The 25,492-nt window shown below is 71.5% G+C and carries 21 protein-coding genes; 11 read left to right on the top strand and 10 right to left on the bottom strand.

Annotation, left to right across the window (positions count from 1 at the left end; all coding sequences use genetic code 11):
* The first annotated feature begins 88 nt into the window (after positions 1-88).
* The 5 genes from ACWCPF_RS39370 (at position 89) to ACWCPF_RS39390 (ending at position 5,676) form a co-directional block, all read left to right on the top strand.
* Positions 89-667, top strand: coding sequence for a TerD family protein (locus tag ACWCPF_RS39370; RefSeq protein WP_451049944.1), 579 nt, complete (start codon positions 89-91; stop codon positions 665-667).
* A 57-nt stretch (positions 668-724) separates the two neighbouring features.
* Positions 725-2,764 (top strand): TerD family protein, encoded by a 2,040-nt coding sequence (locus ACWCPF_RS39375; protein ID WP_451049945.1) that lies wholly within the window; start codon positions 725-727, stop codon positions 2,762-2,764.
* Between the two features lie 232 nt (positions 2,765-2,996).
* On the top strand, positions 2,997-3,998 hold the full coding sequence (locus ACWCPF_RS39380) for a TerC/Alx family metal homeostasis membrane protein (RefSeq protein WP_451049946.1): 1,002 nt from the start codon (positions 2,997-2,999) through the stop codon (positions 3,996-3,998).
* A 126-nt stretch (positions 3,999-4,124) separates the two neighbouring features.
* Positions 4,125-4,439, top strand: a complete 315-nt coding sequence (locus ACWCPF_RS39385; RefSeq protein WP_451049947.1) for a hypothetical protein — start codon at positions 4,125-4,127, stop codon at positions 4,437-4,439.
* 136 nt (positions 4,440-4,575) lie between these two features.
* The gene (locus ACWCPF_RS39390; RefSeq protein ID WP_451049948.1) at positions 4,576-5,676 is read left to right on the top strand and encodes a calcium:proton antiporter; all 1,101 of its coding nucleotides are present in this window, start codon (positions 4,576-4,578) and stop codon (positions 5,674-5,676) included.
* Positions 5,677-5,750: 74 nt separating this feature from the next.
* Here the strand turns inward: ACWCPF_RS39390 and ACWCPF_RS39395 are convergent, their stop codons facing one another.
* Both ACWCPF_RS39395 and ACWCPF_RS39400 read right to left on the bottom strand, forming a co-directional pair.
* Positions 5,751-7,121 (bottom strand): MFS transporter, encoded by a 1,371-nt coding sequence (locus tag ACWCPF_RS39395; protein WP_451049969.1) that lies wholly within the window; start codon positions 7,119-7,121, stop codon positions 5,751-5,753.
* 103 nt (positions 7,122-7,224) lie between these two features.
* Positions 7,225-8,271 carry a S66 family peptidase gene (locus ACWCPF_RS39400; RefSeq protein WP_451049949.1) on the bottom strand — a complete coding sequence of 349 codons (1,047 nt, stop codon included), beginning with the start codon at positions 8,269-8,271 and terminating at the stop codon, positions 7,225-7,227.
* A 98-nt stretch (positions 8,272-8,369) separates the two neighbouring features.
* Between ACWCPF_RS39400 and aroQ the strand changes: the two genes are divergently transcribed.
* A complete protein-coding gene (gene aroQ, locus ACWCPF_RS39405) occupies positions 8,370-8,843 on the top strand; it encodes a type II 3-dehydroquinate dehydratase (protein WP_451049950.1) in 474 nt (157 codons plus the stop codon).
* Positions 8,844-8,915: 72 nt separating this feature from the next.
* Here the strand turns inward: aroQ and ACWCPF_RS39410 are convergent, their stop codons facing one another.
* From ACWCPF_RS39410 to ACWCPF_RS39430, 5 genes are all read right to left on the bottom strand, one after another.
* A complete protein-coding gene (locus ACWCPF_RS39410; protein WP_451049951.1) occupies positions 8,916-9,668 on the bottom strand; it encodes an amino acid ABC transporter ATP-binding protein in 753 nt (250 codons plus the stop codon).
* Entirely contained in the window at positions 9,665-10,630 is a 966-nt protein-coding gene (locus tag ACWCPF_RS39415) for an amino acid ABC transporter permease (protein ID WP_451049952.1), read from the bottom strand. The genes ACWCPF_RS39410 and ACWCPF_RS39415 overlap by 4 nt, the downstream gene beginning before the upstream one ends.
* Positions 10,627-11,511 (bottom strand): ABC transporter substrate-binding protein, encoded by an 885-nt coding sequence (locus ACWCPF_RS39420; RefSeq protein WP_451049953.1) that lies wholly within the window; start codon positions 11,509-11,511, stop codon positions 10,627-10,629. Before ACWCPF_RS39420 ends, ACWCPF_RS39415 begins: the two co-directional genes overlap by 4 nt.
* Before the next feature lie 309 nt (positions 11,512-11,820).
* Positions 11,821-12,477 carry an MBL fold metallo-hydrolase gene (locus ACWCPF_RS39425; RefSeq protein WP_451049954.1) on the bottom strand — a complete coding sequence of 219 codons (657 nt, stop codon included), beginning with the start codon at positions 12,475-12,477 and terminating at the stop codon, positions 11,821-11,823.
* Positions 12,478-12,486: 9 nt separating this feature from the next.
* Positions 12,487-13,176: a maleylpyruvate isomerase family mycothiol-dependent enzyme gene (locus ACWCPF_RS39430; RefSeq protein WP_451049955.1), complete on the bottom strand. Its 690-nt coding sequence runs from the start codon at positions 13,174-13,176 to the stop codon at positions 12,487-12,489.
* Positions 13,177-13,399: 223 nt separating this feature from the next.
* Here ACWCPF_RS39430 and uvrA point away from each other — a divergent pair, with 223 nt between their 5' ends.
* A complete protein-coding gene (gene uvrA / locus ACWCPF_RS39435) occupies positions 13,400-16,492 on the top strand; it encodes an excinuclease ABC subunit UvrA (RefSeq protein WP_451049956.1) in 3,093 nt (1,030 codons plus the stop codon).
* 80 nt (positions 16,493-16,572) lie between these two features.
* Here the strand turns inward: uvrA and ACWCPF_RS39440 are convergent, their stop codons facing one another.
* The 3 genes from ACWCPF_RS39440 to ACWCPF_RS39450 form a co-directional block, all read right to left on the bottom strand.
* Positions 16,573-17,484: a carbohydrate kinase family protein gene (locus ACWCPF_RS39440; RefSeq protein WP_451049957.1), complete on the bottom strand. Its 912-nt coding sequence runs from the start codon at positions 17,482-17,484 to the stop codon at positions 16,573-16,575.
* Positions 17,481-18,617: a LacI family DNA-binding transcriptional regulator gene (locus ACWCPF_RS39445; RefSeq protein ID WP_451049958.1), complete on the bottom strand. Its 1,137-nt coding sequence runs from the start codon at positions 18,615-18,617 to the stop codon at positions 17,481-17,483. The genes ACWCPF_RS39440 and ACWCPF_RS39445 overlap by 4 nt, the downstream gene beginning before the upstream one ends.
* A 239-nt stretch (positions 18,618-18,856) precedes the next feature.
* Entirely contained in the window at positions 18,857-19,843 is a 987-nt protein-coding gene (locus ACWCPF_RS39450; protein WP_451049959.1) for a hypothetical protein, read from the bottom strand.
* A gap of 310 nt (positions 19,844-20,153) precedes the next feature.
* On the opposite strand from ACWCPF_RS39450, the gene uvrC reads away from it, so the two are divergent.
* The 4 genes from uvrC to whiA are packed head-to-tail and all read left to right on the top strand — an operon-like array spanning position 20,154 to position 25,358.
* Complete coding sequence (gene uvrC / locus ACWCPF_RS39455; protein WP_451049960.1) at positions 20,154-22,310, top strand: excinuclease ABC subunit UvrC; 2,157 nt, start codon at positions 20,154-20,156, stop codon at positions 22,308-22,310.
* Positions 22,307-23,314, top strand: a complete 1,008-nt coding sequence (gene rapZ, locus ACWCPF_RS39460) for an RNase adapter RapZ (protein ID WP_451049961.1) — start codon at positions 22,307-22,309, stop codon at positions 23,312-23,314. The genes uvrC and rapZ overlap by 4 nt, the downstream gene beginning before the upstream one ends.
* Positions 23,311-24,378, top strand: a complete 1,068-nt coding sequence (locus ACWCPF_RS39465; RefSeq protein WP_451049962.1) for a gluconeogenesis factor YvcK family protein — start codon at positions 23,311-23,313, stop codon at positions 24,376-24,378. The genes rapZ and ACWCPF_RS39465 overlap by 4 nt, the downstream gene beginning before the upstream one ends.
* On the top strand, positions 24,369-25,358 hold the full coding sequence (gene whiA, locus ACWCPF_RS39470; protein ID WP_451049963.1) for a DNA-binding protein WhiA: 990 nt from the start codon (positions 24,369-24,371) through the stop codon (positions 25,356-25,358). Before ACWCPF_RS39465 ends, whiA begins: the two co-directional genes overlap by 10 nt.
* The last annotated feature ends 134 nt before the right edge of the window (positions 25,359-25,492 follow it).

Consider the following 25,492-nt stretch of genomic DNA (forward strand, 5'->3'; position numbering starts at 1 on the left):
GTACGGCACTGTCAGTGCTTTTGCGTAGGGTTTCCGTCAACCGCGGGCGCCGCGGCAACAGGGGACAGTTCGAGAGGGGAATCAGCGCGTGACCGTCAACATGACCAAGGGTCAGGCCATCAGTCTGCAGAAGAACGACGGGGGCAGCCTGACTGCGGTGCGCATGGGTCTCGGCTGGCAGGCGGCCCCGCGGCGCGGCCTGTTCGGCTCCCGGACCCGGGAGATCGACCTCGACGCCTCCGCCGTTCTGTTCGCGGACAAGCAGCCGGTCGACGTCGTCTTCTTCCGTCACCTGGTGAGCGACGACGGCTCGGTCCGTCACACCGGTGACAACCTCGTCGGCGGTGTCGGCCAGGGCGGCGACGACGAGGCGATCCTCGTCGACCTCTCGCGCGTGCCGGTCCACATCGACCAGATCATCTTCACCGTGAACTCCTTCACGGGCCAGACGTTCCAGGAGGTGCAGAACGCCTTCTGCCGTCTGGTCGACGAGACCAACGGCCAGGAGCTCGCGCGCTACACGCTCGCGGGCGGCGGCGCCTACACGGCCCAGATCATGGCGAAGGTGCACCGGGTGGGCAGCGGCTGGAACATGACGGCCCTCGGCGCCCCGGCCAACGGCCGCACCTTCCAGGACCTGATGCCCGCCATCCTGCCGGCACTGTAAGGCGCACCAGCGGCACACGACGACACCGACACACGCGACGCAGGGGGACGACAGGCGATGACGGCCGAGCTGGCGCGGGGGCAGAACCACCCGCTCTCCCAGGTCCGGCTCGAGATCCGGGTCTCGGCCGGCAAGCCCGTCGCGGCGGTGGCCACACTCGGCGACGAGACCGGCAAGGTCCACGGCGTCGAGTGGGTGGTGCACCCGGGCGTGCCCGCACTGCCGGGGCTGGAGGTCTCCCGGCAGGCGGCAGCCGACCACCGGCTCGCGGTGGACCTGGACGCCATGCCGCCGGCCGTGCATCGCGTCAACATCCTGCTCGCGCTGCCCACGGGGGTCGGGGGACCGGCCAGTTTCGGCTCCCTCGCCTCCCCGTTCGTCGCGGTCACCGGCCTCGACGGCGCCGAGATCGCCACCTACACCATCACCGGCCTGGAGGCGGAGTCGGCGGTCGTCGCGCTGGAGCTGTACCGGCGGCAGGGCGCGTGGAAGGTGCGCGCCGTCGGCCAGGGCTACGCGGGCGGTCTCGCCGAACTCCTCACCGACCAGGGCCTGTCGCAGGCGCACCAGCTCGCGGCCGGTATCAACGACGCCGTGGCCCAGGGACTGGCCCGCTCGGTGCCGGCTCCGCTGCCGCGTCCGGCGGACGCCGACCGCTCCCGGCAGGCGGCCGCGTCGGCGCTCGGCCCGGACCAGAGCGGCTCACCGTACGGGACACAGGGCGCTCAAGGCGCCCAGAACACCCAGGGCGGCGCCGGTCCGTACGGGGCCGCCCAGAACCCGCAGGTGCCCTCGGGACCGGCCTACCCGCAGGGCTCCGCGCCGGGCGGCCCGGCGGACCCGGCGGCCACCCAGCCGACGCCGACCCCCGCCACCGGCGGTCCCATCGACTACAGCCACCCCCGTCGGCGGAACACGGCTCCGCCCCCGCCGCCCACCGCGCCCCCGGCCCAGCCCGGACAGCCCGCCCGGCCCGTGGCGGGCGACGCGACCGGCTGGTCCATGGAAGAGCGGCTCTACAACCAAGCCTGGGGCATGTTCGAGGACCTGGCCCGCGCCGCCGCCGCGTTCCGCAGCGCGGTCGACTTCGCGGACACGCGGATGGAGAGGGAGCTCGACGAGGTCCTGTCCGACCCGCGCAGCAGGATCGGCGGCCAGGGCGACGCCGCCCGCGAGGCCGCGCAGGCGAAGCACAGTCGGCTCGTCGACCAGGCCCGGGAGGCGCTGGACCGGGATCTCGCCCAGCTCGCCGCCGAGTCCGAGGTCGTCGAACCGGCGCTGCCCGCGGCGTTCGCGCGCTGGGACAGCCCCGTCTGGCACGCCTACCGCGTCCCCATGGAGATGCCCATGGCCGTGCGCCTGGGCGATCTTCACCTGCCCGAGAGCGAACCGCTGCGCGTCCCGATGCTGATCCGGCTCCCGCTGGAGCGCGGCCTGTGGATCGACAGCGGGCGCATGTCGGCGTCCGACGGCTCGTTCGCCGACTCCCACGATCTGCGGCGCCTCGCCATGGAGTCGGCGGTGGCGCACACGGCCCGGCTGCTGGCCGTGCATCCGGCGGGCGAGTTCACCGTGCACGTCATCGACCCGGCCGGCTCGGGCGCCCGGGAACTCGCGCCGCTGGTGCAGCACGGGGTGCTCGCGGGTCCGCCCGCGGTCGGCGCGGCAGGCGTCGCCGCGGTCCTGGGCCGGCTCACCGAGCGCGTCGACCTCGTGCAGATGGCGGTGCGCGGCGGTGCGGCCGACTCGCTGCCGCCCGGCTTCGACACCTCTCAGCAGCTCCTGGTCGTCAACGACTTCCCGCACGGCTTCGACGACCGCGCCGTGACCCAGCTGCGCTACCTGGCGGACGAGGGCCCGGCGGTCGGCGTGCACCTGATGATGGTCGCCGACCGGGAGGACGCCGACGGTTACGGTCCGTTGCTGGACCCGCTGTGGCGCGGGCTGCTACGGCTGACGCCGGTACCCGACGATCATCTCGCGGACCCCTGGGTGGGACACGCCTGGACGTACGAACCGGCCCTGGTGCCGCCCGGCAGCCGGGTGCTCCAGCAGGTCCTCACCCAGCTGGCGAGGGCTCACCCCAAGAACACGTAAAGGCCCCTGACCTGGGGACTTGGTCTTTCTTTTGCCAATCGCTTTACCTTTTCTTGGTGGTTGGGGTACTGTTTTCCTCACGGAGGGGAGTACTCCCTGCTGCGGCGTACCCGTCAATACGGATCAGAGTCGATCCCGGGGCGTCGGCCCGTCCTTGGATGGACCGGGTGGAAGAGACCTCCGGCAGCGCAACGACGCTGATTACCTGCCGTTACGTACTGCCGGAGGCGCAGTGGATGTTTCCCTGGCCCTATGGGTCCTGACCATCGCGGGCCTTGCCGCCCTCATCGCGGTCGATTTCTTCATCGGCCGCAAGCCGCACGACGTGTCCATCAAGGAAGCCGGGATCTGGACGGTCGTCTGGATCGCCCTGGCCGGGCTCTTCGGACTCGGTCTGCTGATCTTCGGCGGCGGTGAGCCCGCCGGCGAGTTCTTCGCGGGCTTCATCACCGAGAAGTCGCTCAGCGTCGACAACCTCTTCGTCTTCGTCCTGATCATGGCGAAGTTCGCGGTCCCCTCGCAGTACCAGCAGCGGGTCCTGCTCGTCGGCGTCCTCATAGCCCTGGTCCTGCGGGCGATCTTCATCGCCGCCGGCGCCGCGATCCTCGCCAGCTTCGCCTGGGTGTTCTACCTCTTCGGCGCCTTCCTGATCTGGACCGCCTGGAAGCTCATCCAGGAAGCCCGGTCCGACGAGGAGGAAGAGGAGTTCGAGGAGAACAAGCTGCTCAAGTCGGTGGAGAAGCGCTTCGGCGTCGCCGACCGCTACCACGGCACCAAGCTGTGGATCGAGGAGAACGGCAAGCGGGTCATGACCCCGATGCTGGTCGTCATGCTCGCGATCGGCTCCACCGACGTGCTCTTCGCCCTCGACTCCATCCCGGCGATCTTCGGCCTGACGCAGGACCCGTACATCGTCTTCACGGCCAACGCCTTCGCCCTGATGGGCCTCAGGCAGCTGTACTTCCTCATCGGCGGCCTGCTGAGGAAGCTGGTCCACCTCAGCTACGGCCTCTCGGTCATCCTGGGCTTCATCGGCGTGAAGCTGGTGCTGCACGCCCTGCACGAGTCCGGGGTGCACGTGCCCGAGATCAGCATCCCGGTCTCGCTCGGCGTCATCTGCTCCGTCCTGATCGTCACCACGCTCACCAGCCTGCGAGCCTCGAAGAAGCAGGCGGCGGCCGAGGCGGCGCAGACGGAGGACGAAGGCGCTCCGAAGGACAGCATCCAGGCCTGACCACGGACGACGTAGGAACAACCACCCCCGGGAGCGGTGCGCGGCGCATTGCCGAGCACCGTTTCCGGTGCTTCGTTGGGAGCTGGGCGTTTTCATGCGAAGACGCCGGATACGGGTGGAGGCACCATGAGCACATCGCAGCGGTTCGTGCAGATCGTCGAGTTCGAGACCGACAGCATCGACGAGATGCGGGCGCTGGCCGAGGAAGGGGAGCAACGCCTCACCGGCCGGGCCGACGGCCCGACCCGACGGCTCGTCCTCAAGGACCGCAGCCGTCCCGACCGCTACCTCGTGGTGATCGAGTTCGACTCCTACGACGAGGCCATGCGCAACAGCGACGACCCGGAGACGGACAAGTTCGCGGAGCGGATGGCCGCACTGTGCACCAGGCCCCCGTCCTTCACCGACTGCGACGTCGAGGACACGACCGAGTTCCGGTGACGGCCGAACCCAGGTGATGGCCGAATCCAGGTGATAGCCGAGTTCACGCAACGACGGTCGCCGCAGGGGCTGTAGCAGCCACAGGGGCCGTACGGGCCGGAATGCGAAGCCCGTACGGCTCTGCGACGATCGCTGCATGATCGCTCGGCTCAGGCCGGTCACGACCCGGTGGACGTCCCTCGTGCCGGCGCTCGCGGTCGTCCTGCTGGCCCTGACCTGGGGGCGCGACCTGGCCGGCGCGGTCGTCGCACTGGTCACCCTGGTCCTCGCCGGAGCCGTCCTGGCCGCCGTGCATCATGCGGAGGTCGTCGCCCACCGGGTCGGCGAACCCTTCGGCTCCCTCGTCCTCGCGGTCGCCGTGACGATCATCGAGGTCGCCCTGATCGTCACGCTGATGGCGGACGGCGGCGACAAGAGTGCGACGCTGGCCAGGGACACGGTCTTCGCGGCCGTGATGATCACCTGCAACGGCATCGTCGGCCTGTGCCTCCTGGTCGCCTCCCTGCGCCACGGCACGGCGATCTTCAACCCGGAGGGCACCGGCGCCGCCCTGGCGACCGTCGCGACCCTGGCCACGCTCAGCCTCGTCCTGCCGACCTTCACCACCAGTAAGCCGGGCCCGGAGTTCTCCAGCGTCCAGCTCACCTTCGCCGCACTGTCCTCGCTGATCCTGTACGGCCTGTTCGTGGCGACCCAGACCGTCCGGCACCGCGACTACTTCCTGCCCGTCACCCGGCAGGGAGACGTCATCAGCGTCGACGACCACGCGGGCGTCCCGAGCGCCCGGACCGCCCTGATCAGCCTCGGACTGCTCGGCCTGGCCCTGATCGGCGTCGTCGGCCTCGCCAAGGGCGTCTCGCCCACCATCGAGTCCGCGGTCGAGGCCGCCGGTCTCCACCAAGCGGTCGTCGGAGTGATCATCGCGCTGCTCGTGCTGCTCCCCGAGACCATCGCCGCGCTGCGCTCCGCCCGCCGCGACCGGGTGCAGACCAGCCTCAACCTCGCGCTCGGCTCCGCGATGGCCAGCATCGGCCTGACGATCCCCGCGGTCGCCCTGGCCTCCGTCTGGCTCTCCGGGCCGCTCATCCTCGGCCTCGGCCCCACCCATCTGGTGCTGCTCGCGCTGACCATCGTGGTCAGCTCGCTGACCGTGGTCCCGGGACGGGCCACGCCGTTGCAGGGCGGCGTCCATCTCGTGGTGTTCGCCGCGTACCTGGAACTGGCGATCAACCCGTAGCGGCGCGTAAACGCTTGCGCAGTCGTTTGCGTAAACGCTTGCGCAAGCCTTTGCGTAGGCGCTTGCGCAAGCGTTTACGCGCAGTCCCCGGCAGCCGACTCGCTCGCCGCCACCTGCCCAGGCCCCGCGGCCGGTCCCGGCCCCGCCGCCTGGCCCGGCACCGGTCCTGCCACCTCGCCTGACACCGATTCCGTCACCTCCCTCGGCACCGGCCGGGTCTCCGGCAGCAGTGCGAAGCAGCCCAGGCTGAGCAGTGCGACCGCCGTCAGATACGCGCCCACGCCCCATGGGACCCGTCCCGAGTGCTCCGCGAGGGCCGTCGCCACGATCGGTGTGAGCGCGCCCCCGAGGACGCCGCCGAGGTTGTAGCCGACCGCCGCACCGGTGCAGCGGACGCGCGGCGCGTACAGCTCCGGCAGATACGCCGCGATCACCGAGAACATCGTGACGAACGCGATCAGCGCCCCCAGGATGCCGAGGAACATCGGCAGCGGCTCGCCGGTCGAGAGCAGCGCGACCATCGGGAACATCCACAGCGCGGCGGCCGCGCATCCGGCCAGGCACAGCGGCCGGCGGCCGTAGCGGTCGCCGAGCAACGCCATCGCGGGCGTCAGCGCCCCCTTCACCACCACCGCGGCCAGGATGCAGGCCAGCATGACCGTACGGCTCACCCCGAGCCGCTCCGTCGCGTACGCCAGCGACCAGGTCGTCACGGCATAGAAGATCGCGTACCCGACGGACAGCGCGCCGGCGGTCAGCAGAACGAGCCGCCAGTGGTCGCGCACGACCTCGACGAGCGGCACGCGCGCGTGGTCGTCGATCTCCAGGAACCGAGGGCTCTCGGGCAACGACGACCTGAGCCACAGCCCGAGCACCGCCAGCGCCCCGGCCGCCCAGAACGGCACCCGCCAGCCCCACTGCGTGAACTGCGCCTCCGTCAGCGTCGCCGACAGGGCCAGCACGACCCCGTTGGCGAGCACGAAGCCCACCGCGGGCCCGACCTGCGGGAAGCTCGACCACAGGGCGCGCCGCTCGGCGGGCGCGTGCTCGGCGGTCAGCAGCACCGCGCCGCCCCACTCCCCGCCGAGCCCCAGCCCCTGCAGAAAGCGCAGGACGAGCAGCAGCAGAGGAGCGGCCACCCCGATCGTGTCGTACGTCGGCACGCAGCCGACCGCGACCGTCGACGCGCCGGTCAGCAGCAGGGAGACGACGAGCACCGGCCGGCGTCCGTGCCGGTCCCCGACATGACCGAACAGCACCGACCCCAGCGGCCGTGCCACGAACCCCACGCCGAACGTCGCGAACGCGGCCAGCGTCCCCGCGAGCGGCGAGAACGTCGGGAAGAACAGCGGACCCAGGACCAGCGCGGCCGCCGTCCCGTAGACGAAGAAGTCGTAGAACTCGATGGCGGTCCCGGCGAGCGAGGCGGCCGCGAGCCGCGGCATGGAGGGCGTCTTCACGGTGTGTACGTCATGCATGCCGCGTCAACTACCCACGGTGACCACGGGTTACGGGGGCGCGCGGGAGCGCGGCCCGCCTCCGGGGGCCTCAGTAGACGACGGTGACGCGCCGCGCGGGACAGTCGACACGGACCGTGCCCCCATAGGGGATGACGAGTTGCGGGTCGGTGTGCCCGAAGTCCACGTCGAAGACGACCAGGGTGTCCGGGGCGTACGCCTTCAGCGCCCGCTCCACCGCCTCGCGCTGCTCGGCGGCATAACGAGCGCCCTCCTGCGGGCTGTTGGGATGCTCGAAGGACCATGTCTTGGCGCGGCCCATCAGCAGCGCCGGGAAGCGCCGCAGCAGGCCGCGCTCGCCCATGTTGCGCAGGATCCGGAAGACCTCCGTGGCGCTCGGCAGCTCCTCCGAGGTCTCCAGGAACAGCACGCCGCCTTCGTACGCCGACGGGTCGCGCGCGATCTCGCGGTCGGCCATCAGCAGCCAGGACAGGATCTCCAGGTTGCCGCCCCAACTGCGGCCCTCCACCACGCGATCGGCGTTGACCCAGCTCCAACCCGCGCCCGGCCGGCTTCCCGGCTCCGCCTCGAAGGTGGCCGGGTCGGCCCAGTCGCGGTCGACGTCGTTCCAGCGCTCGGCGGGCCGCAGCTCGTAGGGGCCCGGGGTGAACAGCGCGGCCCGCAGCGAGTCGGCGGTCCGCGGGTGCAGGGCCCCGGGCCGTCCGAACTCGCACATCACGCTCCCGCCGTGGTAGCCGACGACACCGGCGTTGTACAGGAACGCCAGCAGGTTGGTGTTGTCGCTCGTCCCGAAGAACGGCTTCGGGTTCGCCCGCAGCAACTCCCGGTCCAGCAGCGGCAGGACGGTGATCTGGTCCTCGCCGCCGATCGACGCGACGACCGCCCTGACGTCCGGGTCCGCGAACGCGGCGTGGATGTCGTCGGCGCGCTCCTGCGGCGTAGCCCCCATGCTGCGCGTCGTCGGGTACTCGACCGGCTCCAGGCCGAACTCCGCACGCAGCCGCTCCAGGCCCAGTTCGAAGGGGCGCGGAAAGAGCTGCGGCAGGCCCGCGGAGGGCGAGACGACGGCTACACGGTCGCCGGGCGAGGGCTTGGGGGGATACGAGGGCGTCGTCATGCCGGGAGGGTACGGCCTGCTGCGCTGCGGTTTCACCGTGATAAACCGGTCCGAGCGGCGGTCCCCGACGGATCGCTCCCGAACGGACCGGAGGAACCGTGCCCCGCACCCTGGCCAACGCGCCGATCATGATCCTGAACGGCCCCAACCTGAACCTCCTGGGCCAGCGTCAGCCGGAGATCTACGGTTCCGAGACGCTCGCCGACGTCGAGGCGTTGTGCGTCAAGGCCGCGGCCGCGCACGGCGGCACGGTGGACTTCCGCCAGTCCAACCACGAGGGCGAACTGGTCGACTGGATCCACGAGGCGCGGCTGCACCACTGCGGCATCGTGATCAACCCAGGGGCCTACTCGCACACCTCGGTCGCGATCCTGGACGCCCTCAACACCTGCGACGGACTGCCGGTGCTGGAGGTCCACATCTCCAACATCCACCGGCGGGAGGCCTTCCGTCACCACTCGTACGTCTCGCTGCGCGCCGACGGCGTCATCGCCGGCTGCGGGGTGCAGGGATATGTGTTCGGCGTGGAGCGCGTCGCCGCACTCGCGGGCGCCGGGAAGACCGACGCGTAACGACCGGCCTCCAGGCGCACGCCCCCTACCGCGGCCCCTATAGGAGCCTCGCCGCGCCCTACTCGCATCGCCTTATAGGCGGCCGGCTTCGACGATCCGCCGCAGGAACTGTCGCGTGCGCTCCTGCTGCGGGTCGGCGAAGACCTGCTCGGCGGTGCCGCGTTCCAGCACGACCCCGCCGTCCAGGAAGCAGACCTGGTCGGCCACTTCGCGCGCGAAGCCCATCTCGTGGGTGGCCAGCACCATCGTCATGCCGTCGCCCTTGAGGTCGCGGACGACGTCGAGGACCTCGCCCACCAGCTCCGGGTCCAGCGCCGCCGTGATCTCGTCGAGCAGCAGCAGCCGGGGACGCACGGCCAGGGCGCGCACGATCGCGACCCGCTGCTGCTGGCCGCCGCTGAGCCGGTCGGGATACTCGCCCGCCTTGCCGGCCAGACCGAGCCGCTCCAGGAGCTCCCCGGCGTACTCCTCGGCCCGCGCGCGGGCGACGCCGTGCACACGGCGCGGGGCGAGCGTGATGTTCTCCAGCACCGTCATGTGCGGGAACAGGTTGTACGCCTGGAAGACCACGCCGATCCGGCGCCGTACCGCGTCCTGGTCGACGCGCGGGTCGGTGATCTCCTCGCCGTCCAGCCAGATCGCGCCGTCGCCGACGTCCTCCAGCAGGTTGGCGCAGCGCAGCAGCGTGGACTTGCCGGAGCCGGACGCCCCGATCAGCGCGGTCACCGTGTGCGGGGCGACCTCCAGGTCCACGTCCCGCAGGACGACGGAGTCGCCGAAGGCCTTGCGGACGGACTCCATCCGCAGCACCGGAGCGTCGCTCATGTCGTTCCTCCTTGCGCCCGCTGCCGGTCCATCCGGGCCGTCACCCAGTCCGTGAAGCGGGTCATCGGGATGGTCAGGGCCACGAAGACCAGCCCCGCGACGATGTACGGCGTGTAGTTCAGGCTCCGGCCCACGATGATGTCCGCCGCGCGCACCGCGTCGACCGCGCCACCGATCGAGACGAGCCCCGTGTCCTTCTGCAGCGACACCAGGTCGTTCAGCAGCGGCGGCACCTGCCGGCGCACCGCCTGCGGAAGCACGACGTACCGCAGCGCCTGCCGGTTGGACAGGCCCAGCGAGCGGGCCGCGGCGCGCTGCGAGGGGTGCACGGACTCGATGCCGGCCCGGAACACCTCGGCGACGTACGCCGAGTACGTCAGCGTCAGCGCCGTACCGCCCAGCAGCACGGGGTCCACGGTCACGCCCTGCAGCCGCAGCGCCGGGACGCCCAGGACCACGATCATCAGGTTGATGATCAGCGGCAGACCGCGGAAGAAGTCCGTGTACGCCGCCGCCAGTACCCGCAGCGGGAAGAACACCGGGCCGCGCAGCGTGCGGGCCACGGCGATGAGCATGCCGAGCACCAGCACCGCGGCGCCGCAGACCAGCAGCAGCCGGACGTTCAGCCACAGCCCGTCGAGGACCTTGGGCAGCGCCTCGCGCGCGTACTGCCCGTTGAAGAAGGTCTCCTTGGTACGCGGCCAGCCGGGCGCGCCCACGACGACGAAGTAGAGGGCGACACCCGTGACCAGGGTCGAGAGGGCCGCGATCGCCGTGGCGCGGCGGGCACGCGCGCGTCGGTAGCGCTCACGCTCCAGCCGCCGCCGCGACGGGGCGTACCCGTCACCGGGGCTGCCACCGGAGCCGTCACCGGTGCCGCCGTCGGGGCCGTCAGCGCCCCCGGACATGGCGCCCTCGTCGTCCGCGCCCTCCCGGCCGGACTCGTCCTTGGTGAGCGTCACTTGAGCACCGGGGCGTCGACGGCGTCGGCGAGCCACTGCTGCTCCATTTTCGCCAGGCTGCCGTCCTCGCGGAGGGCGTCCACGGCGGCGGTCACGCAGGACGTGAGCGCACTGCCCTTGTCGAGCACCAGCCCGAACTGCTCCGGCGCGGCGCCCTGGTTCTCGAACTGGCCGACGATCTCGGCGTTCGTCACCTCCGCGCCGGTGATGTAGAAGGCGGTCGGCAGATCGACGACGATGGCGTCGACCTGGCCGTTCTTCAGCGCGGACTTGGCCTGGTCGTTCTTGGCGTAGACGGCGGCCTGGCGGGACGGCCGCACCACGTCGTCGATGTAGTCGAGGCTGGTCGTGCCGACCTGGGCGCCCAGCTTGAGGCCCTTGAGGCCGGCGACGGTCGTCGCGCTCGCGGCCTTGGTGCCCTTGAGGGCGACGACGGCCTGACGCACGTCGTAGTAGCCGGACGAGAAGTCGACGGCCTTCTTGCGCTCGTCGCTGATCGACACCTGGTTGATGTCGAAGTCGAAGGTCTTCACACCCGGCGCGAACGCCTTGTTGAACGGCACGCTCTGCCAGACCACCGCGCTCTTGTCGTAGCCGAGCCGCTCCGCGACGGCGTACGCCACCGCGGACTCGAAGCCCTCGCCGTTGGCCGGCTCGTCGTCCTTGAACCAGGGCTCGTACGCGGGCTCGTCGGTGGCGACGGTCAGCTTGCCGGAGGTCTCGGTGGCCAGCTTGCCCTGGGCACAGGTGCTCGTGCTCGAACCGGAAGGCTTGGTGGCCGCCTTGTCCTCCGGCTGCGGAGCGCAGCCGACGGCGGTCGTGAGGAGGGCTACGGTGGCGCCGGCCACGGCGCGGCGCAGAACACGAGGGGCGAGAGGCATGGCCGGAGAGTGGCAGCCAAATCCCTGCTTGTCGAGGTCACACCATCAGCTGTTCGCATGGTGGGAACGGGTGTTGCAGTCTCGTGAACAGGTCGCCCGGCAGGCGCTGGAAGCCTGGGCCGCCGGCCGAGGGCGGGGATCGTAGACCGGCGGCCCGATCCGCGCCGGAGCCGTCATCCCGCGCGGGGCTGCCACCAGTTGACCGCGCAACCACGCATACGGGGGAGCGCGTGCGGCGGGTCGGCGCGTGCGCGTGATTCACACGGGGCGCGCGTTCGGTAACGCGCGCCCCTGTGCGGATGACTCAGCTCACCACCCGCGCGCGTGCCACTCCGGAAGGTGCGGCCGCTCCGCGCCCAGCGTGGTGTCGTTGCCGTGCCCCGGATAGACCCAGGTCTCGTCCGGCAGCGGGCCGAAGATCTTCGTCTCGACGTCGTGGATCAGGCTGGCGAACGCCTCCGGGTCCTTACGGGTGTTGCCCACGCCCCCGGGGAAGAGGCAGTCGCCGGTGAAGACGTGCGGGTGGCCGTGCGGGTCGTCGTAGACCAGGGCGATCGAGCCGGGCGTGTGCCCGACCAGGTGGCGTGCGGTCAGGCTCACGTTCCCCACCCGGATGACGTCGCCGTCGTCCAACGGGACGTCGGTGGGCACCGGGATGCCCTCGGCGTCCTCGCGGCCGGCGTAGGTACGCGCGCGCGTGCCGGCCACCACCTCGGCGAGCGCCTGCCAGTGGTCGCCGTGCTGATGCGTGGTGACGACGGACGCGATGCCGTCGTCACCGATCATGCCGAGCAGGGCCTCCGCGTCGTTGGCCGCGTCGATCAGCAACTGCTCGTCCGTGGCCCGACAGCGCAGCAGATAGGCGTTGTTGTTCATCGGGCCGACCGCGATCTTGGTGATCATGAGGTCCTTGAGCTCGTGCACGTCGGCCGGGCCGCCGACCGTCACCTCTCCGCTGTACGTCATGGCGGCAGCCTATAGCGGGGGAAGGGCCGGGAGCGGCCCGCCGTCCGCCGTCAGGCCCGAGCCGTCCCGGCGTCCGGCCAGCCAGCCCAGGAGGTCCGGGGCCGGGCCCCTGACGCCGACGGGGCCGCCGGGAGCGCCGCCGCCCGTGGTCCAGGTCCTGCCGTCGTCGCTCCGCAGGCCCGTGGACGGCACGTCCTTGTGTCCGGCGAAGCGTTCCGCGAGGAAGTCGATCTCCCGGACGACGAATTCCTCCGGCAGGTCCTCCAGCTCGTAGCCGATGCCGAGGTCCACGTGGTGCAGCTCGACCTCCACCCACCGGCGGAAGGGCACGCGGGCCGCCGTGTCGACCACCCCGTTGCGCAGCTGCACCGTGCGCGACCGGTCCGCGGGCGCCGCTGCCGCCTCCTGGAGGCGGACCCCGCTCTCCCGCACGTCGGCGAGCTGGACGTCCAGGGGGCGCGGGGCGTCCCGCTCGATGTCGGCGTCACGCACGTGTGCGTCGGCGTACATGGGGCGGCCTTCGAGGACGTTCACGAGGGCGTCCGCGTTGCGGGCGAGGTGGGCGAGCACATGGCCACGGCTCCAGCCGGGCAGTCGTGACGGCTCGGCCACAGACGCGTTGTCCAGTGCGCCGACTTCGGTGAGCAGTCGCTCGGTCGCGGCACGTACAGACTCCAGGTCATGAGCGTGATCAATCATGCTGCTGACCCTAGCCCCGCCACCCCTTCGGGTGAAGGTGGTCGCCCAGGCCCGCAAATCGAATGCACGTGCTATATGGTCGGTGGCGGCGTCGGGCATGCTGGAAGGCCGGGGATTGTTGTGAACCGGTGACTCCCGACCGGCGTTGTCAGTGGCTCCCCCTAGTCTGAGGAAGACGGGGGCCCCGCCCCTGTCACTTCTCTCAAGAAAGGTGCGGACCGGCGTGGCCGACCGTCTCATCGTCCGTGGCGCGCGCGAGCACAACCTCAAGAATGTCTCGCTCGATCTGCCACGCGACTCGCTCATCGTCTTCACGGGCCTGTCGGGGTCGGGCAAGTCCTCGCTGGCCTTCGACACCATCTTCGCCGAGGGACAGCGGCGCTACGTCGAGTCCCTGTCCTCCTACGCCCGCCAGTTCCTCGGCCAGATGGACAAGCCGGACGTCGACTTCATCGAGGGCCTCTCCCCGGCCGTCTCCATCGACCAGAAGTCGACCTCGCGCAACCCGCGCTCCACGGTCGGCACCATCACCGAGGTCTACGACTACCTGCGGCTGCTCTTCGCGCGCATCGGCAAGCCGCACTGCCCCGAATGCGCCCGGCCGATCTCGCGCCAGTCGCCCCAGGCCATCGTCGACAAGGTGCTGGAGCTGCCGGAGGGCAGCCGCTTCCAGGTCCTGTCGCCGCTGGTGCGCGAGCGCAAGGGCGAGTTCGTCGACCTGTTCGCCGATCTCCAGACCAAGGGCTACAGCCGCGCGCGGGTGGACGGCGAGACGATCCAGCTCTCCACCCCGCCCACCCTGAAGAAGCAGGAGAAGCACACCATCGAGGTGGTCATCGACCGCCTCACGGTGAAGGAGTCCGCCAAGCGCCGGCTCACCGACTCGGTGGAGACCGCCCTCGGGCTGTCCGGCGGGATGGTCGTGCTCGACTTCGTCGACCTCCCCGAGGACGACCCCGAGCGCGAGCGGATGTACTCGGAGCACCTGTACTGCCCGTACGACGACCTGTCCTTCGAGGAGCTCGAGCCCCGCTCGTTCTCCTTCAACTCGCCCTTCGGCGCCTGCCCCGAGTGCACCGGCATCGGCACGCGCATGGAGGTCGACCCCGAGCTGATCGTCCCGGACGAGGACAAGTCCCTCGACGAGGGCGCCATCCACCCCTGGTCGCACGGGCACACCAAGGACTACTTCGGCCGGCTGATCGGCGCCCTGGCCGACGCGCTCGGCTTCCGCACCGACATCCCCTTCGCGGGCCTGCCGCAGCGGGCCAGGAAGGCCCTGCTGTACGGCCACAAGACGCAGATCGAGGTCCGCTACCGCAACCGGTACGGCCGCGAGCGCGTCTACACGACGCCCTTCGAGGGCGCCGTCCCGTTCGTGAAGCGCCGGCACAGCGAGTCCGAGAGCGACGCCAGCCGTGAGCGCTTCGAGGGCTATATGCGCGAGGTGCCCTGCCCCACCTGTCAGGGCACGCGCCTGAAGCCGCTCGTCCTCGCGGTCACGGTCATGGGCAAGTCCATCGCCGAGGTCTCCGGCATGTCCATCAGCGACTGCGCGGACTTCCTGGGCGAGCTGAAGCTCAACGCCCGCGACAAGAAGATCGCCGAGCGGGTCCTGAAGGAGGTCAACGAGCGGCTGCGGTTCCTGGTCGACGTCGGCCTGGACTACCTCTCGCTCAACCGCGCGGCCGGCACGCTCTCCGGCGGCGAGGCCCAGCGCATCCGCCTGGCCACCCAGATCGGCTCCGGTCTCGTCGGCGTCCTGTACGTGCTCGACGAGCCGTCCATCGGTCTGCACCAGCGCGACAACCACCGGCTGATCGAGACCCTCGTCCGGCTGCGGGACATGGGCAACACGCTCATCGTCGTCGAGCACGACGAGGACACCATCAAGGTCGCCGACTGGATCGTGGACATCGGCCCCGGCGCCGGCGAGCACGGCGGCAAGGTCGTGCACAGCGGTTCCTACAAGGAGCTGCTCGACAACGCCGAGTCGCAGACCGGGCAGTACCTGTCCGGCAAGAAGGCGATCCCGCTGCCCGAGATCCGCCGCCCGCAGGACCCGTCCCGCCGGCTCACCGTGCACGGCGCCCGCGAGAACAACCTTCAGGACATCGACGTGTCCTTCCCGCTGGGCGTGTTCACGGCGGTCACCGGGGTGTCCGGCTCCGGCAAGTCGACGCTGGTCAACGACATCCTGTACACACACCTGGCCCGCGAGCTGAACGGCGCCCGGAACGTTCCCGGGCGCCACACACGCGTGGACGGCGACGACCTCGTCGACAAGGTCGTGCACGTCGACCAGTCGCCCATCGGCCGCACCCCGCGCTCCAACCCGGCCACGTACACCGGCGTCTTCGACCACGTCCGCAAGCTGTTCGCGGAGACGACCGAGGCGAAGGTCCGCGGCTATCTGCCCGGCCGCTTCTCCTTCAACGTCAAGGGCGGCCGCTGCGAGAACTGCGCGGGCGACGGCACGATCAAGATCGAGATGAACTTCCTCCCGGACGTCTACGTCCCGTGCGAGGTCTGCCACGGCGCCCGGTACAACCGGGAGACCCTGGAGGTCCACTACAAGGGCAAGTCCATCGCCGACGTCCTGAACATGCCGATCGAGGAGGCGACGGAGTTCTTCGAGGCCGTCCCCTCGATCGCCCGCCACCTCAACACCCTGAAGGACGTCGGCCTCGGCTACGTCCGGCTCGGCCAGTCCGCGACCACCCTGTCCGGCGGTGAGGCCCAGCGCGTCAAGCTCGCCAGCGAGCTGCAGCGCCGCTCCACCGGCCGCACGGTCTACGTCCTGGACGAGCCGACGACGGGCCTGCACTTCGAGGACATCAGCAAGCTCCTGACGGTCCTCGCCGGCCTGGTCGACAAGGGCAACACGGTCATCGTCATCGAGCACAACCTCGACGTGATCAAGACCGCCGACTGGGTCGTGGACATGGGCCCCGAGGGCGGCGCCGGCGGCGGCCTAGTCGTCGCCGAGGGCACGCCGGAGGAGGTGGCCGCGGTGTCGACCAGCCACACCGGCAAGTTCCTCCGGGAGGTCCTCGGCGCCGAGCGCATCAGCGACGCGACCGCGGTGAAGGCCCCGCGCAAGGCGGCGGCGAAGAAGACGGTCGCGGCAAGGACTGCGACGGCCCGCAAGACGGCGACCGCCAAGACGGCCACTGCCAAGACGGCGACCGCCAAGACCACCGCGGCCAAGTCCGCCGCCGCGAACAGCACGGCGACGAAGAAGGCCGCCGGGGCGACGACGAAGGCGACGCCCGCGAAGAAGGCGACGAAGTCGACGCGGGCGGCCAAGGCCTGACACCACGCGCGAAGGCGCGCGGAAGCACGCGAAAGGACGGCGTCCCGCGGGAACTCCCCGCGGGGCGCCGTCCGTTCTTCCTACGGCTCGCCCACCTCGGAGGCGTACGGCGGTTCCGCACCGGCCCGGGAACACGTGATCGCCGCCGCGCGCGCGGCGAACCGCAGCAACCGCGTCCAGTCGTCGGCGCCGAGGGACTCGACGGCGGTGGGGGACAGGGCGTCGCGCAGCGCGAGGCCGTGCAGCAGCGCCGCGTTCACCGTGTCCCCGGCGCCGATGGTGTCCACGACCTCGACCTCGTCGCCGGGCACGGGGTGGATCGAGCCGTCGCGGGTGAAGACGCTCAGTCCGGCGCCGCCGTGCGTGACCACCACGGCCGAGGGCCCGGCGGACAGCCACTCCTGCGGGGTGCCGCCCAGCCACCTGGCGTCCTCCTCGGAGAGCTTGAGCAGGGACACCGAGGGCAGCCAGCTCTTGAAGCGGGCCCGGTACGCGTCGGCGTCCGGGATCAGCCCGGGCCGGATGTTCGGGTCGAGCGCGGTGAACAGGCCCTGCGCGGCGGAGGCCCGCATCAGCTCCTCGTACGCGCTCGCACCCGGCTCCAGGACGAGTGAGCAGGTACCGAAGGACACCGCGCGCGTCCCGGCGGGCAGCGTGGCCGGGGCCGTGAACAGCCGGTCGGCGGTGCCGTCGACGTAGAAGGAGTACGCGGCCGAACCGTCGCCGTCGACGGTGGCGACCGCGAGGGTGGTCGGCTCGGCGCCGCGCTGCACGGCGGACACGTCCACGCCCGATTCCCGCAGCCTGGTGAGCAGCGCCTCGCCGAAGGCGTCCAGGGAGGTGCGCGAGCAGAAGGCCGTGGGGGAGCCGAGGCGGCCGAGCGCGACCGCCGTGTTGTACGGGCCGCCGCCGAGGGCCGGCTGCAGCACCGCGAGGGCACTCGTGCCCTGCGGGACCAGGTCGATCAGGGCCTCACCGGCAACGACGATCACAGGGCGGATCCTTCCTCGGAGCTATCGGAGCTATCGGAGCTATCGGAGCTATCGGAGCTATCGGAGCTATCGGAGTCATGGGAGTCGTGGGAGCTAGGCGAGCCGACGGTGTTTGTGCCGTCCGGACAGCCGCACGACAGGCGGTGGACGAACGTGCAGGGGAGCCGCACGGTCAGGGCCGGGCGGTCGGGCGCGGCGAGGCGTTCGAGGAGCACCCGGACGGCCAGGGCGCCGAGGTCCCGGCTGGGCTGGGCGATCGCGGTGAGCCGCGGGGAGAACACGTCCGCCCAGGCGAAGTCGTCGAAACAGCACAGCGCGATGTCCTCGGGCACACGCAGGCCGCGGTCGCGCAGGGCGCGCAGCGCGCCGATGGTCATCGCGTTGTTGGCGGTGACGAGGGCGGTGGGCGGCGCGGCCCGGGAGAGCAGCTCCGCGGTGGCTCGTTCGGCGCCGGCCGACGCGGAGTCCCCGTGTGCCAGGAGGCGCTCGTCGAAGGGGAGGCCGGCGGCGGCGAGGCCGTGCCGGTAGCCGGAGATCCGTTCGCCGGTGGTGCTCAGGCCGGGCAGGCCGGCGACCAGCGCGATACGGCGGTGGCCCCGTTCGGCGAGGTGGGTGACCAGCCGGGCCGTCGGTGCGGCGTTCTCGGCGCAGACCTGGTCGAAGCGGGGAGCGCCGTCCGCCGCCGCGTCGACGACCCGGTCGAGGAGCACGGTCGGCACGGCATGGCGGGTGAGGTAGGCCAGCAGGCCGCGCGGGTCCGCGGACGGTGCGACGATCAGGCCGTCGACGCGCCGCTCGTGCAGGAGCTGGACGACCTTGCGTTCGTGCTCGGGCTCGTCGTGCGGATCGGCGATCAGGAGGCTGTACCCCTGCTCCAGGGCGGCGGCCTCGACGCCCTGGAGGATCTCCGTGAAGTAGGGATTGCTGATCGCCGACACCGCGAGCCCGATGGAGCGGGTGCGGGAGGTCACCAGCGAGCGGGCCAGGGTGTTGGGCGTGTAGCCGAGCTCGTCGACGGCGTCGAGGACGGCCTGGCGGGTGTGGGGGAGCACCGGGCGGGTGTCGTTCAGCACGTGGGAGACGGTCGCCACGGACACTCCCGCGTGCCGAGCGACGTCGGCCATGGTCGGCATCTCGTCGCCTCGCCTTCCTGGGGCCCGCAGTCCCGGCCTGTGCCGTCGCCCGTGCCCGTAGCCGTGCCTGTGGCCCGCGCCCGTCGCCCGTGCCTGTCCTTCCGGCGGGAAGCTATCGCATTCCGCGCCGTACGTAAACGCTTACGCAAGCGTTTACGTCAGCCGAACGGGTACGCGAGTGATCACGCGAACGTCACGTGAGCGATCACACGAACGTCACACGAGCGGCCGTGCGACCCTCACTCCCAGTCCCAGCCGATGCCCACCATCCCCGACCGCACCCGCGGCTCCACGAGGTGCACCGAGCGGTGTCGGCCGCTGATCGGCAGTTCCTGGCGGCCGCCGCGCGGGGCCGCCGCCGAGTGCTGGGTGAACCGGTGGCAGCGCGCCGGCAGGGCGTGCTCGTCGAAGCGGATCTGGAGGGCGTACTGGCCGCCCGCCGCACCGAAGCCGCGGACGTACTCGCGGCACACGTCGGCGGTCCCGTCCTCCACGCCGTACCGGAAGAGGAAGGTGTCGCCGGCCCGCAGGCGGGTGTCGAAGAGGAACTCGGCCACGAGCACGCCGGTGTCGTCATGGCGGCGGACGCGACCGGCCCGGCAGTTCTCCAGGGCGTGCACCGTCATCCGCTCCGGTGCGCACCCGGGGTCGCCGTGGTGAACGGCCACGAAGCGGTCGACGCCGTCGCGGTGGGCGCGCACGATGTGCTGCGACTCGCGGCCCAGGAGCTCACGGCGCGCCCCGATGCGGACCCGCTCGTGGTGGCCGAGGGTGTGCAGTCCGCCGTCGACGGGGCACTCCAGTTCGCCGAGCAGTTGTTCGAGAGCGCCGCTGGCCTCCAGGAACGATCGGTAGGAGCGGCCCGCGGACTGCCCGGCCGGCGTGCCGCCGTTCCCGCCGCTGCCGCCGTCGGCGTCCGCGTCCGCGAGCAGCCGGATCAGGGACTCGTCCGGCAGGTGCAGGATCTCCTCCAGCGCCCGCACCGCCCGCAGCGACTCGGGACGCTGCGGACGCCGGGCGCCCTGCTGCCAGTAGCTCAGGCTCGTCACGCCCACCTTGACCCCGTAGCGCGACAGATGATGCTGGACGCGCTGCAGCGGCAGTCCACGGGCGGCGATCGCGGCACGCAGCGCCACGTGGAAGGGGCCGCCTCGCAGGGCCGTGTCCAGTTCCGCGGTGGTGGCGGCGTCGACGGCGGCGTCCGCGTGCGGTGTGGCGTGCGGCATGCAGGGGCCTTTCTGTGAATGCTCACGACGGTTGGTCGGACCGTTCGCGCGGGTGGTCGGGGTCTTGCCCGTGACGCAGCAGCTCCTTCACATCCGTAAGGCGCCCTTCAGGGCCCCGAGTTCCCCCGCATTGAAGCGTGTTGACCAAGTCCCGACAACACCTGATGCCCGAGTGGCACGTGCGTGTGGCCGAGTCGCTGCCCCCGGGTCCCGTCCCTCCCGTGCCCGGTCGTCCACAGCCCCGCCGGACGGCCCCGCCGTTGTCCACAGCCCCGCCGGAGTGTCACTCCGCGCCAGTAGGGTGTGAGACATGGCCGACCCCTCCAGCTACCGCCCCAAGCCGGGACAGATCCCGGACTCCCCGGGGGTGTACCGATTCCGCGACGAGCACCGCCGGGTGATCTACGTCGGAAAGGCGAAGAGCCTGCGCCAGCGCCTGGCGAACTACTTCCAGGACGTGGCCGGCCTGCACCCGCGCACCCGCACGATGGTCACCACGGCCGCGTCGGTGGAGTGGACGGTGGTGTCCACGGAGGTCGAGGCGCTGCAGCTGGAGTACTCCTGGATCAAGGAGTACGACCCCCGGTTCAACGTGAAGTACCGCGACGACAAGAGCTACCCCTATCTCGCGGTCACGATGAACGAGGAGTTCCCGCGTGTGCAGGTGATGCGCGGCCACAAGAAGAAGGGCGTCAGGTACTTCGGGCCGTACGCGCACGCGTGGGCGATCCGGGACACGGTCGACCTGCTGCTGCGCGTCTTCCCCGTGCGCACCTGCTCCGCCGGTGTCTTCAAGAACGCCGCCCGCACCGGCCGGCCCTGTCTGCTCGGCTACATCGGCAAGTGCTCCGCGCCCTGCGTCGGCCGGATCACCCCCGAGGAGCACGGCGAACTGGCCGACGAGTTCTGCGACTTCATGACCGGCCGCACCGGCGCCTACCTCCGCCGTCTGGAGAAGCAGATGATGGAGGCGGCCGAGGAGATGGAGTACGAGCGGGCCGCCCGCCTGCGCGACGACATCGAGGCCCTGAAGAAGGCCATGGAGAAGAACGCGGTCGTACTCGCGGACGCCACCGACGCCGACCTGATCGCGGTCGCCGAGGACGAGTTGGAGGCGGCCGTCCAGATCTTCCACGTCCGCGGCGGGCGCGTGCGCGGCCAGCGCGGCTGGGTGACCGACAAGGTCGAGGACGTCACGACCGGCGCCCTCGTCGAGCACGCCCTCCAGCAGCTGTACGGCGAGGAGCGGGGCGACTCCGTCCCCAAGGAGGTGCTGGTCCCCGCCCTGCCCGAGCCCGCGCTGCCCGTCCAGGAGTGGCTCACCGAGCGCCGCGGGTCCAACGTGTCGCTGCGCATCCCGCAGCGGGGCGACAAGAAGGCCCTGATGGAGACCGTCGCGCGCAACGCGCAGCAGTCGCTCGTCCTGCACAAGACCAGGCGGGCCTCCGACCTGACCACGCGCTCGCGTGCCCTGGAGGAGATCGCCGAGGCCCTCGACCTGGACAGCGCCCCGCTGCGGATCGAGTGCTACGACATCTCGCACCTCCAGGGCGACGACGTCGTGGCCTCCATGGTCGTCTTCGAGGACGGTCTGCAGCGCAAGAGCGAGTACCGCCGCTTCCAGATCAAGGGCTTCGAGGGCCAGGACGACGTCCGCTCCATGCACGAGGTGATCACCCGCCGCTTCCGGCGCTACATCGCCGAGAAGGGGAAGACGGGGGAATGGCCCGACGGCGAGCCCCCGCTCACGGACGGCGAGCCCCCGCTCACCGACGGCGTCCCGCTCACCGTCGGCGCCGAAGCCGCTGCCGAAGCCGCTGCCGAAGCCGGTGTCGACGCCATGGAAACCGCCGTCGCCGGCGCCCTCACCGAGGACGACGGCCGTCCCAAACGGTTCGCCTACCCGCCCCAGCTCGTCGTCGTCGACGGCGGACAGCCGCAGGTCGCGGCCGCCCAGCGGGCGCTGGACGAACTGGGGGTGGACGACGTCGCCGTGTGCGGCCTCGCCAAGCGCCTGGAGGAGGTCTGGCTGCCCGGCGACGACGACCCGGTCGTCCTGCCCCGCAGCAGCGAGGGCCTCTACCTGCTGCAGCGCGTCCGCGACGAGGCCCACCGCTTCGCGATCACCTACCAGCGCACCAAGCGGGCCAAGCGCTTCCGCGCGGGTCCGCTGGACGAGGTGCCGGGCCTCGGCGAGACCCGCAAACAGGCGCTGATCAAGCACTTCGGCTCGGTGAAGAGGCTGCGGGCGGCGACGATCGACCAGATCTGCGAGGTCCCGGGCATAGGCCGCAAGACGGCCGAGACCATCGCCGTGGCCCTCGCGCAGGCGCCGCAGCCCGCTCCCGCCGTGAACACGGCGACCGGAGAGATCATTGAAGACGAGGAACCCGATACGACGGCGGGTCCCCCCGGAGATCCCGTGACGGCGGGCGCCCCGGAAGAACGACTGGGGCAGGAGACATGACCGAGCACGATGCACACCCCACAGCCCAGAGAGAACAGGCGCCCCCGGACCCCGGGGTCGCCGAAGGACCCCGGCAAGAAGCACGCCACGAAGACGGAGCACAGGTGAGTACGGACGTCACACCGCCCGGGATCCCCGAGGCGGCCATCCCCGAGCTGGTGATCATCTCCGGCATGTCCGGGGCCGGTCGCTCGACGGCAGCCAAGTGTCTGGAGGACCTCGGCTGGTTCGTCGTCGACAACCTCCCGCCCGCCCTGATCCCCACCATGGTCGAGCTCGGCGCCCGCTCCCAGGGCAACGTGGCGCGGATCGCGGTGGTCGTCGACGTCCGCGGCCGGCGCTTCTTCGACAACCTCCGTGAGTCCCTCGCCGACCTGGAGGCCAAGGGCGTCACCCGGCGGATCGTCTTCCTGGAGTCCTCCGACGACGCCCTGGTGCGCCGCTTCGAGTCCGTGCGCCGCCCGCACCCCCTCCAGGGCGACGGCCGCATCGTCGACGGCATCGCCGCCGAACGCGAGCTGCTGCGCGAGCTGCGCGGGGACGCCGACCTGGTGATCGACACCTCCAGCCTCAACGTGCACGAGCTGCGCGCCAAGATGGACGCCCAGTTCGCGGGCGACGAGGAGCCCGAGCTGCGGGCCACCGTGATGTCCTTCGGCTTCAAGTACGGCCTGCCGGTCGACGCCGACCTGGTCGTGGACATGCGCTTCCTGCCCAACCCGCACTGGGTCCCGGAGCTGCGCCCCTACACCGGCCTCAACGAGGAGGTCTCGGCGTACGTCCTCAACCAGCCCGGCGCGAAGGAGTTCCTCGACCGGTACGCGGAGCTGCTCCAGCTGGTCGCCGCGGGCTACCGCCGGGAGGGCAAGCGCTATGTGACCATCGCGGTCGGCTGCACGGGCGGCAAGCACCGCTCGGTGGCCATGTCGGAGAAGCTCGCCGCGCGCCTCGCGGCCGAGGGCGTGGAGACGGTGGTCGTGCACCGGGACATGGGACGGGAATGACAGGACGTACTCCACGGCTCGGCCGGCTGCGCAGGGTCGCCCTGGAGGGGCGCGCGGGCCGGCCGGTCGAGGCCCGAGGCGGCAAACCGCGCCGCCGCGGCACCCAGCCCAAGGTCGTCGCCCTGGGCGGCGGCATGGGCCTGTCCGCCTCGCTCACGGCGCTGCGCCGGATCACCGGCGACCTCACGGGCGTCGTCACGGTGGCGGACGACGGCGGCTCCAGCGGCCGCCTGCGGGACGAACTGGGCGTGCTGCCGCCCGGCGACCTGCGCAAGGCGCTCGCCGCGCTGTGCGGCGACGACGACTGGGGCCAGACCTGGGCCCGGGTCATCCAGCACCGTTTCCAGTCGCAGGGCGAGATCAACGGCCACGCGGTCGGCAATCTGCTGATCGTCGCCCTGTGGGAGCAGCTCGGCGACCATGTGCAGGCCCTGGACCTGGTCGGCAAGCTGCTCGGCGCACAGGGCCGGGTGCTGCCCATGTCCGCGGTGCCGCTGGAGCTCCAGGCGCTGGTCAAGGGGCACGATCCGCTGCGGCCGGACGACATCGAGACCGTCCGGGGACAGGCGACCGTGGCGCTGACGCCCGGCGAGGTGCAGTCCGTGCACCTGGTGCCGAACGACCCGCCGGCCGTCCCGGAGGCCGTCGCCGCCGTCCTGGACGCGGACTGGGTGGTGCTCGGGCCCGGCTCCTGGTTCTCCTCGGTCATGCCGCATCTGCTGGTGCCCGGTCTGCTCGACGCGCTCATGGAGACCAAGGCCCGCCTGGTGCTCTCCTTGAACCTCGCACCGCAGCCGGGAGAAACCGACGGCTTCTCCCCGCAGCGTCATTTGGAGGTTTTGGGACGACACGCCCCTAAACTCGCCCTGGACGTGGTGCTGGCCGACGAGGCCGCCGTGCCCGACCGCGACTCGCTGACCGACGCCGCCAAGCGGTTCGGGGCCGTGGTCGAGCTGGCGCCGGTGGCCCGGCCCGACGGAACCCCGAGGCACGACCCGGAGTTGTTGGCCGCCGCGTACGACCGTATTTTTCGGATGCATGGAAGGATCGGCCCATGGCGATGACGGCAGCGGTGAAGGACGAGATCTCCCGGCTCCCCGTCACCCGGACCTGCTGCAGAAAGGCGGAGGTCTCCGCGATTCTGCGGTTCGCCGGCGGCCTCCACCTGGTGAGCGGGCGCATTGTGATCGAGGCGGAGCTGGACACGGCGATGGCGGCCCGCCGGCTCAAGCGGGACATCCTGGAGATCTTCGGCCACAGCTCGGAGCTGATCGTGATGGCCCCGGGCGGTCTGCGCCGCGGCTCGCGCTATGTCGTGCGGGTCGTCGCGGGCGGTGACCAGCTGGCCCGGCAGACGGGACTCGTCGACGGCCGTGGCCGCCCGATCCGGGGCCTGCCCCCGCAGGTGGTCTCGGGCGCGACCTGCGACGCGGAGGCGGCCTGGCGCGGGGCCTTCCTGGCGCACGGCTCGCTCACCGAGCCCGGCCGCTCCTCCTCCCTGGAGGTGACCTGCCCGGGCCCGGAGGCGGCGCTCGCGCTGGTCGGCGCGGCCCGCCGGCTCTCCATCGCGGCGAAGGCCCGGGAGGTGCGCGGCGTCGACCGGGTCGTCGTCCGCGACGGCGACGCGATCGGCGCGCTGCTCACCCGGCTCGGCGCCCACGAGTCGGTGCTGGCCTGGGAGGAGCGCCGGATGCGCCGCGAGGTGCGGGCCACGGCGAACCGGCTCGCCAACTTCGACGACGCCAACCTGCGCCGCTCGGCGCGCGCCGCGGTCGCCGCGGGCGCCCGGGTCCAGCGCGCGCTGGAGATCCTGGCGGACGACGTGCCCGAGCATCTCGCGGCGGCCGGCCGGCTGCGGATGGATCACAAGCAGGCCTCCCTGGAGGAGCTCGGCGCGCTCGCCGACCCGCCGCTGACCAAGGACGCGGTCGCCGGCCGTATCCGCCGACTGCTGGCGATGGCCGACAAGCGGGCCTCCGACCTCGGCATCCCGGGCACGGAGGCCAACCTCAGCGAGGATCTCGCCGACAATCTGGTCGGCTGATCACCCGTCAGAGTGCCGGTGGTGTCGCCCGATCGGGCGCGTACTCGACGTCGCCGCGGGTGCGTTCGTACATGAGCTGTGCGAGCTCGCCGCGGAAGATCTCCACGTCGCCGCTCATCATCTCCGACGGCAGG

Source organism: Streptomyces sp. NPDC001858 (assembly GCF_053594615.1).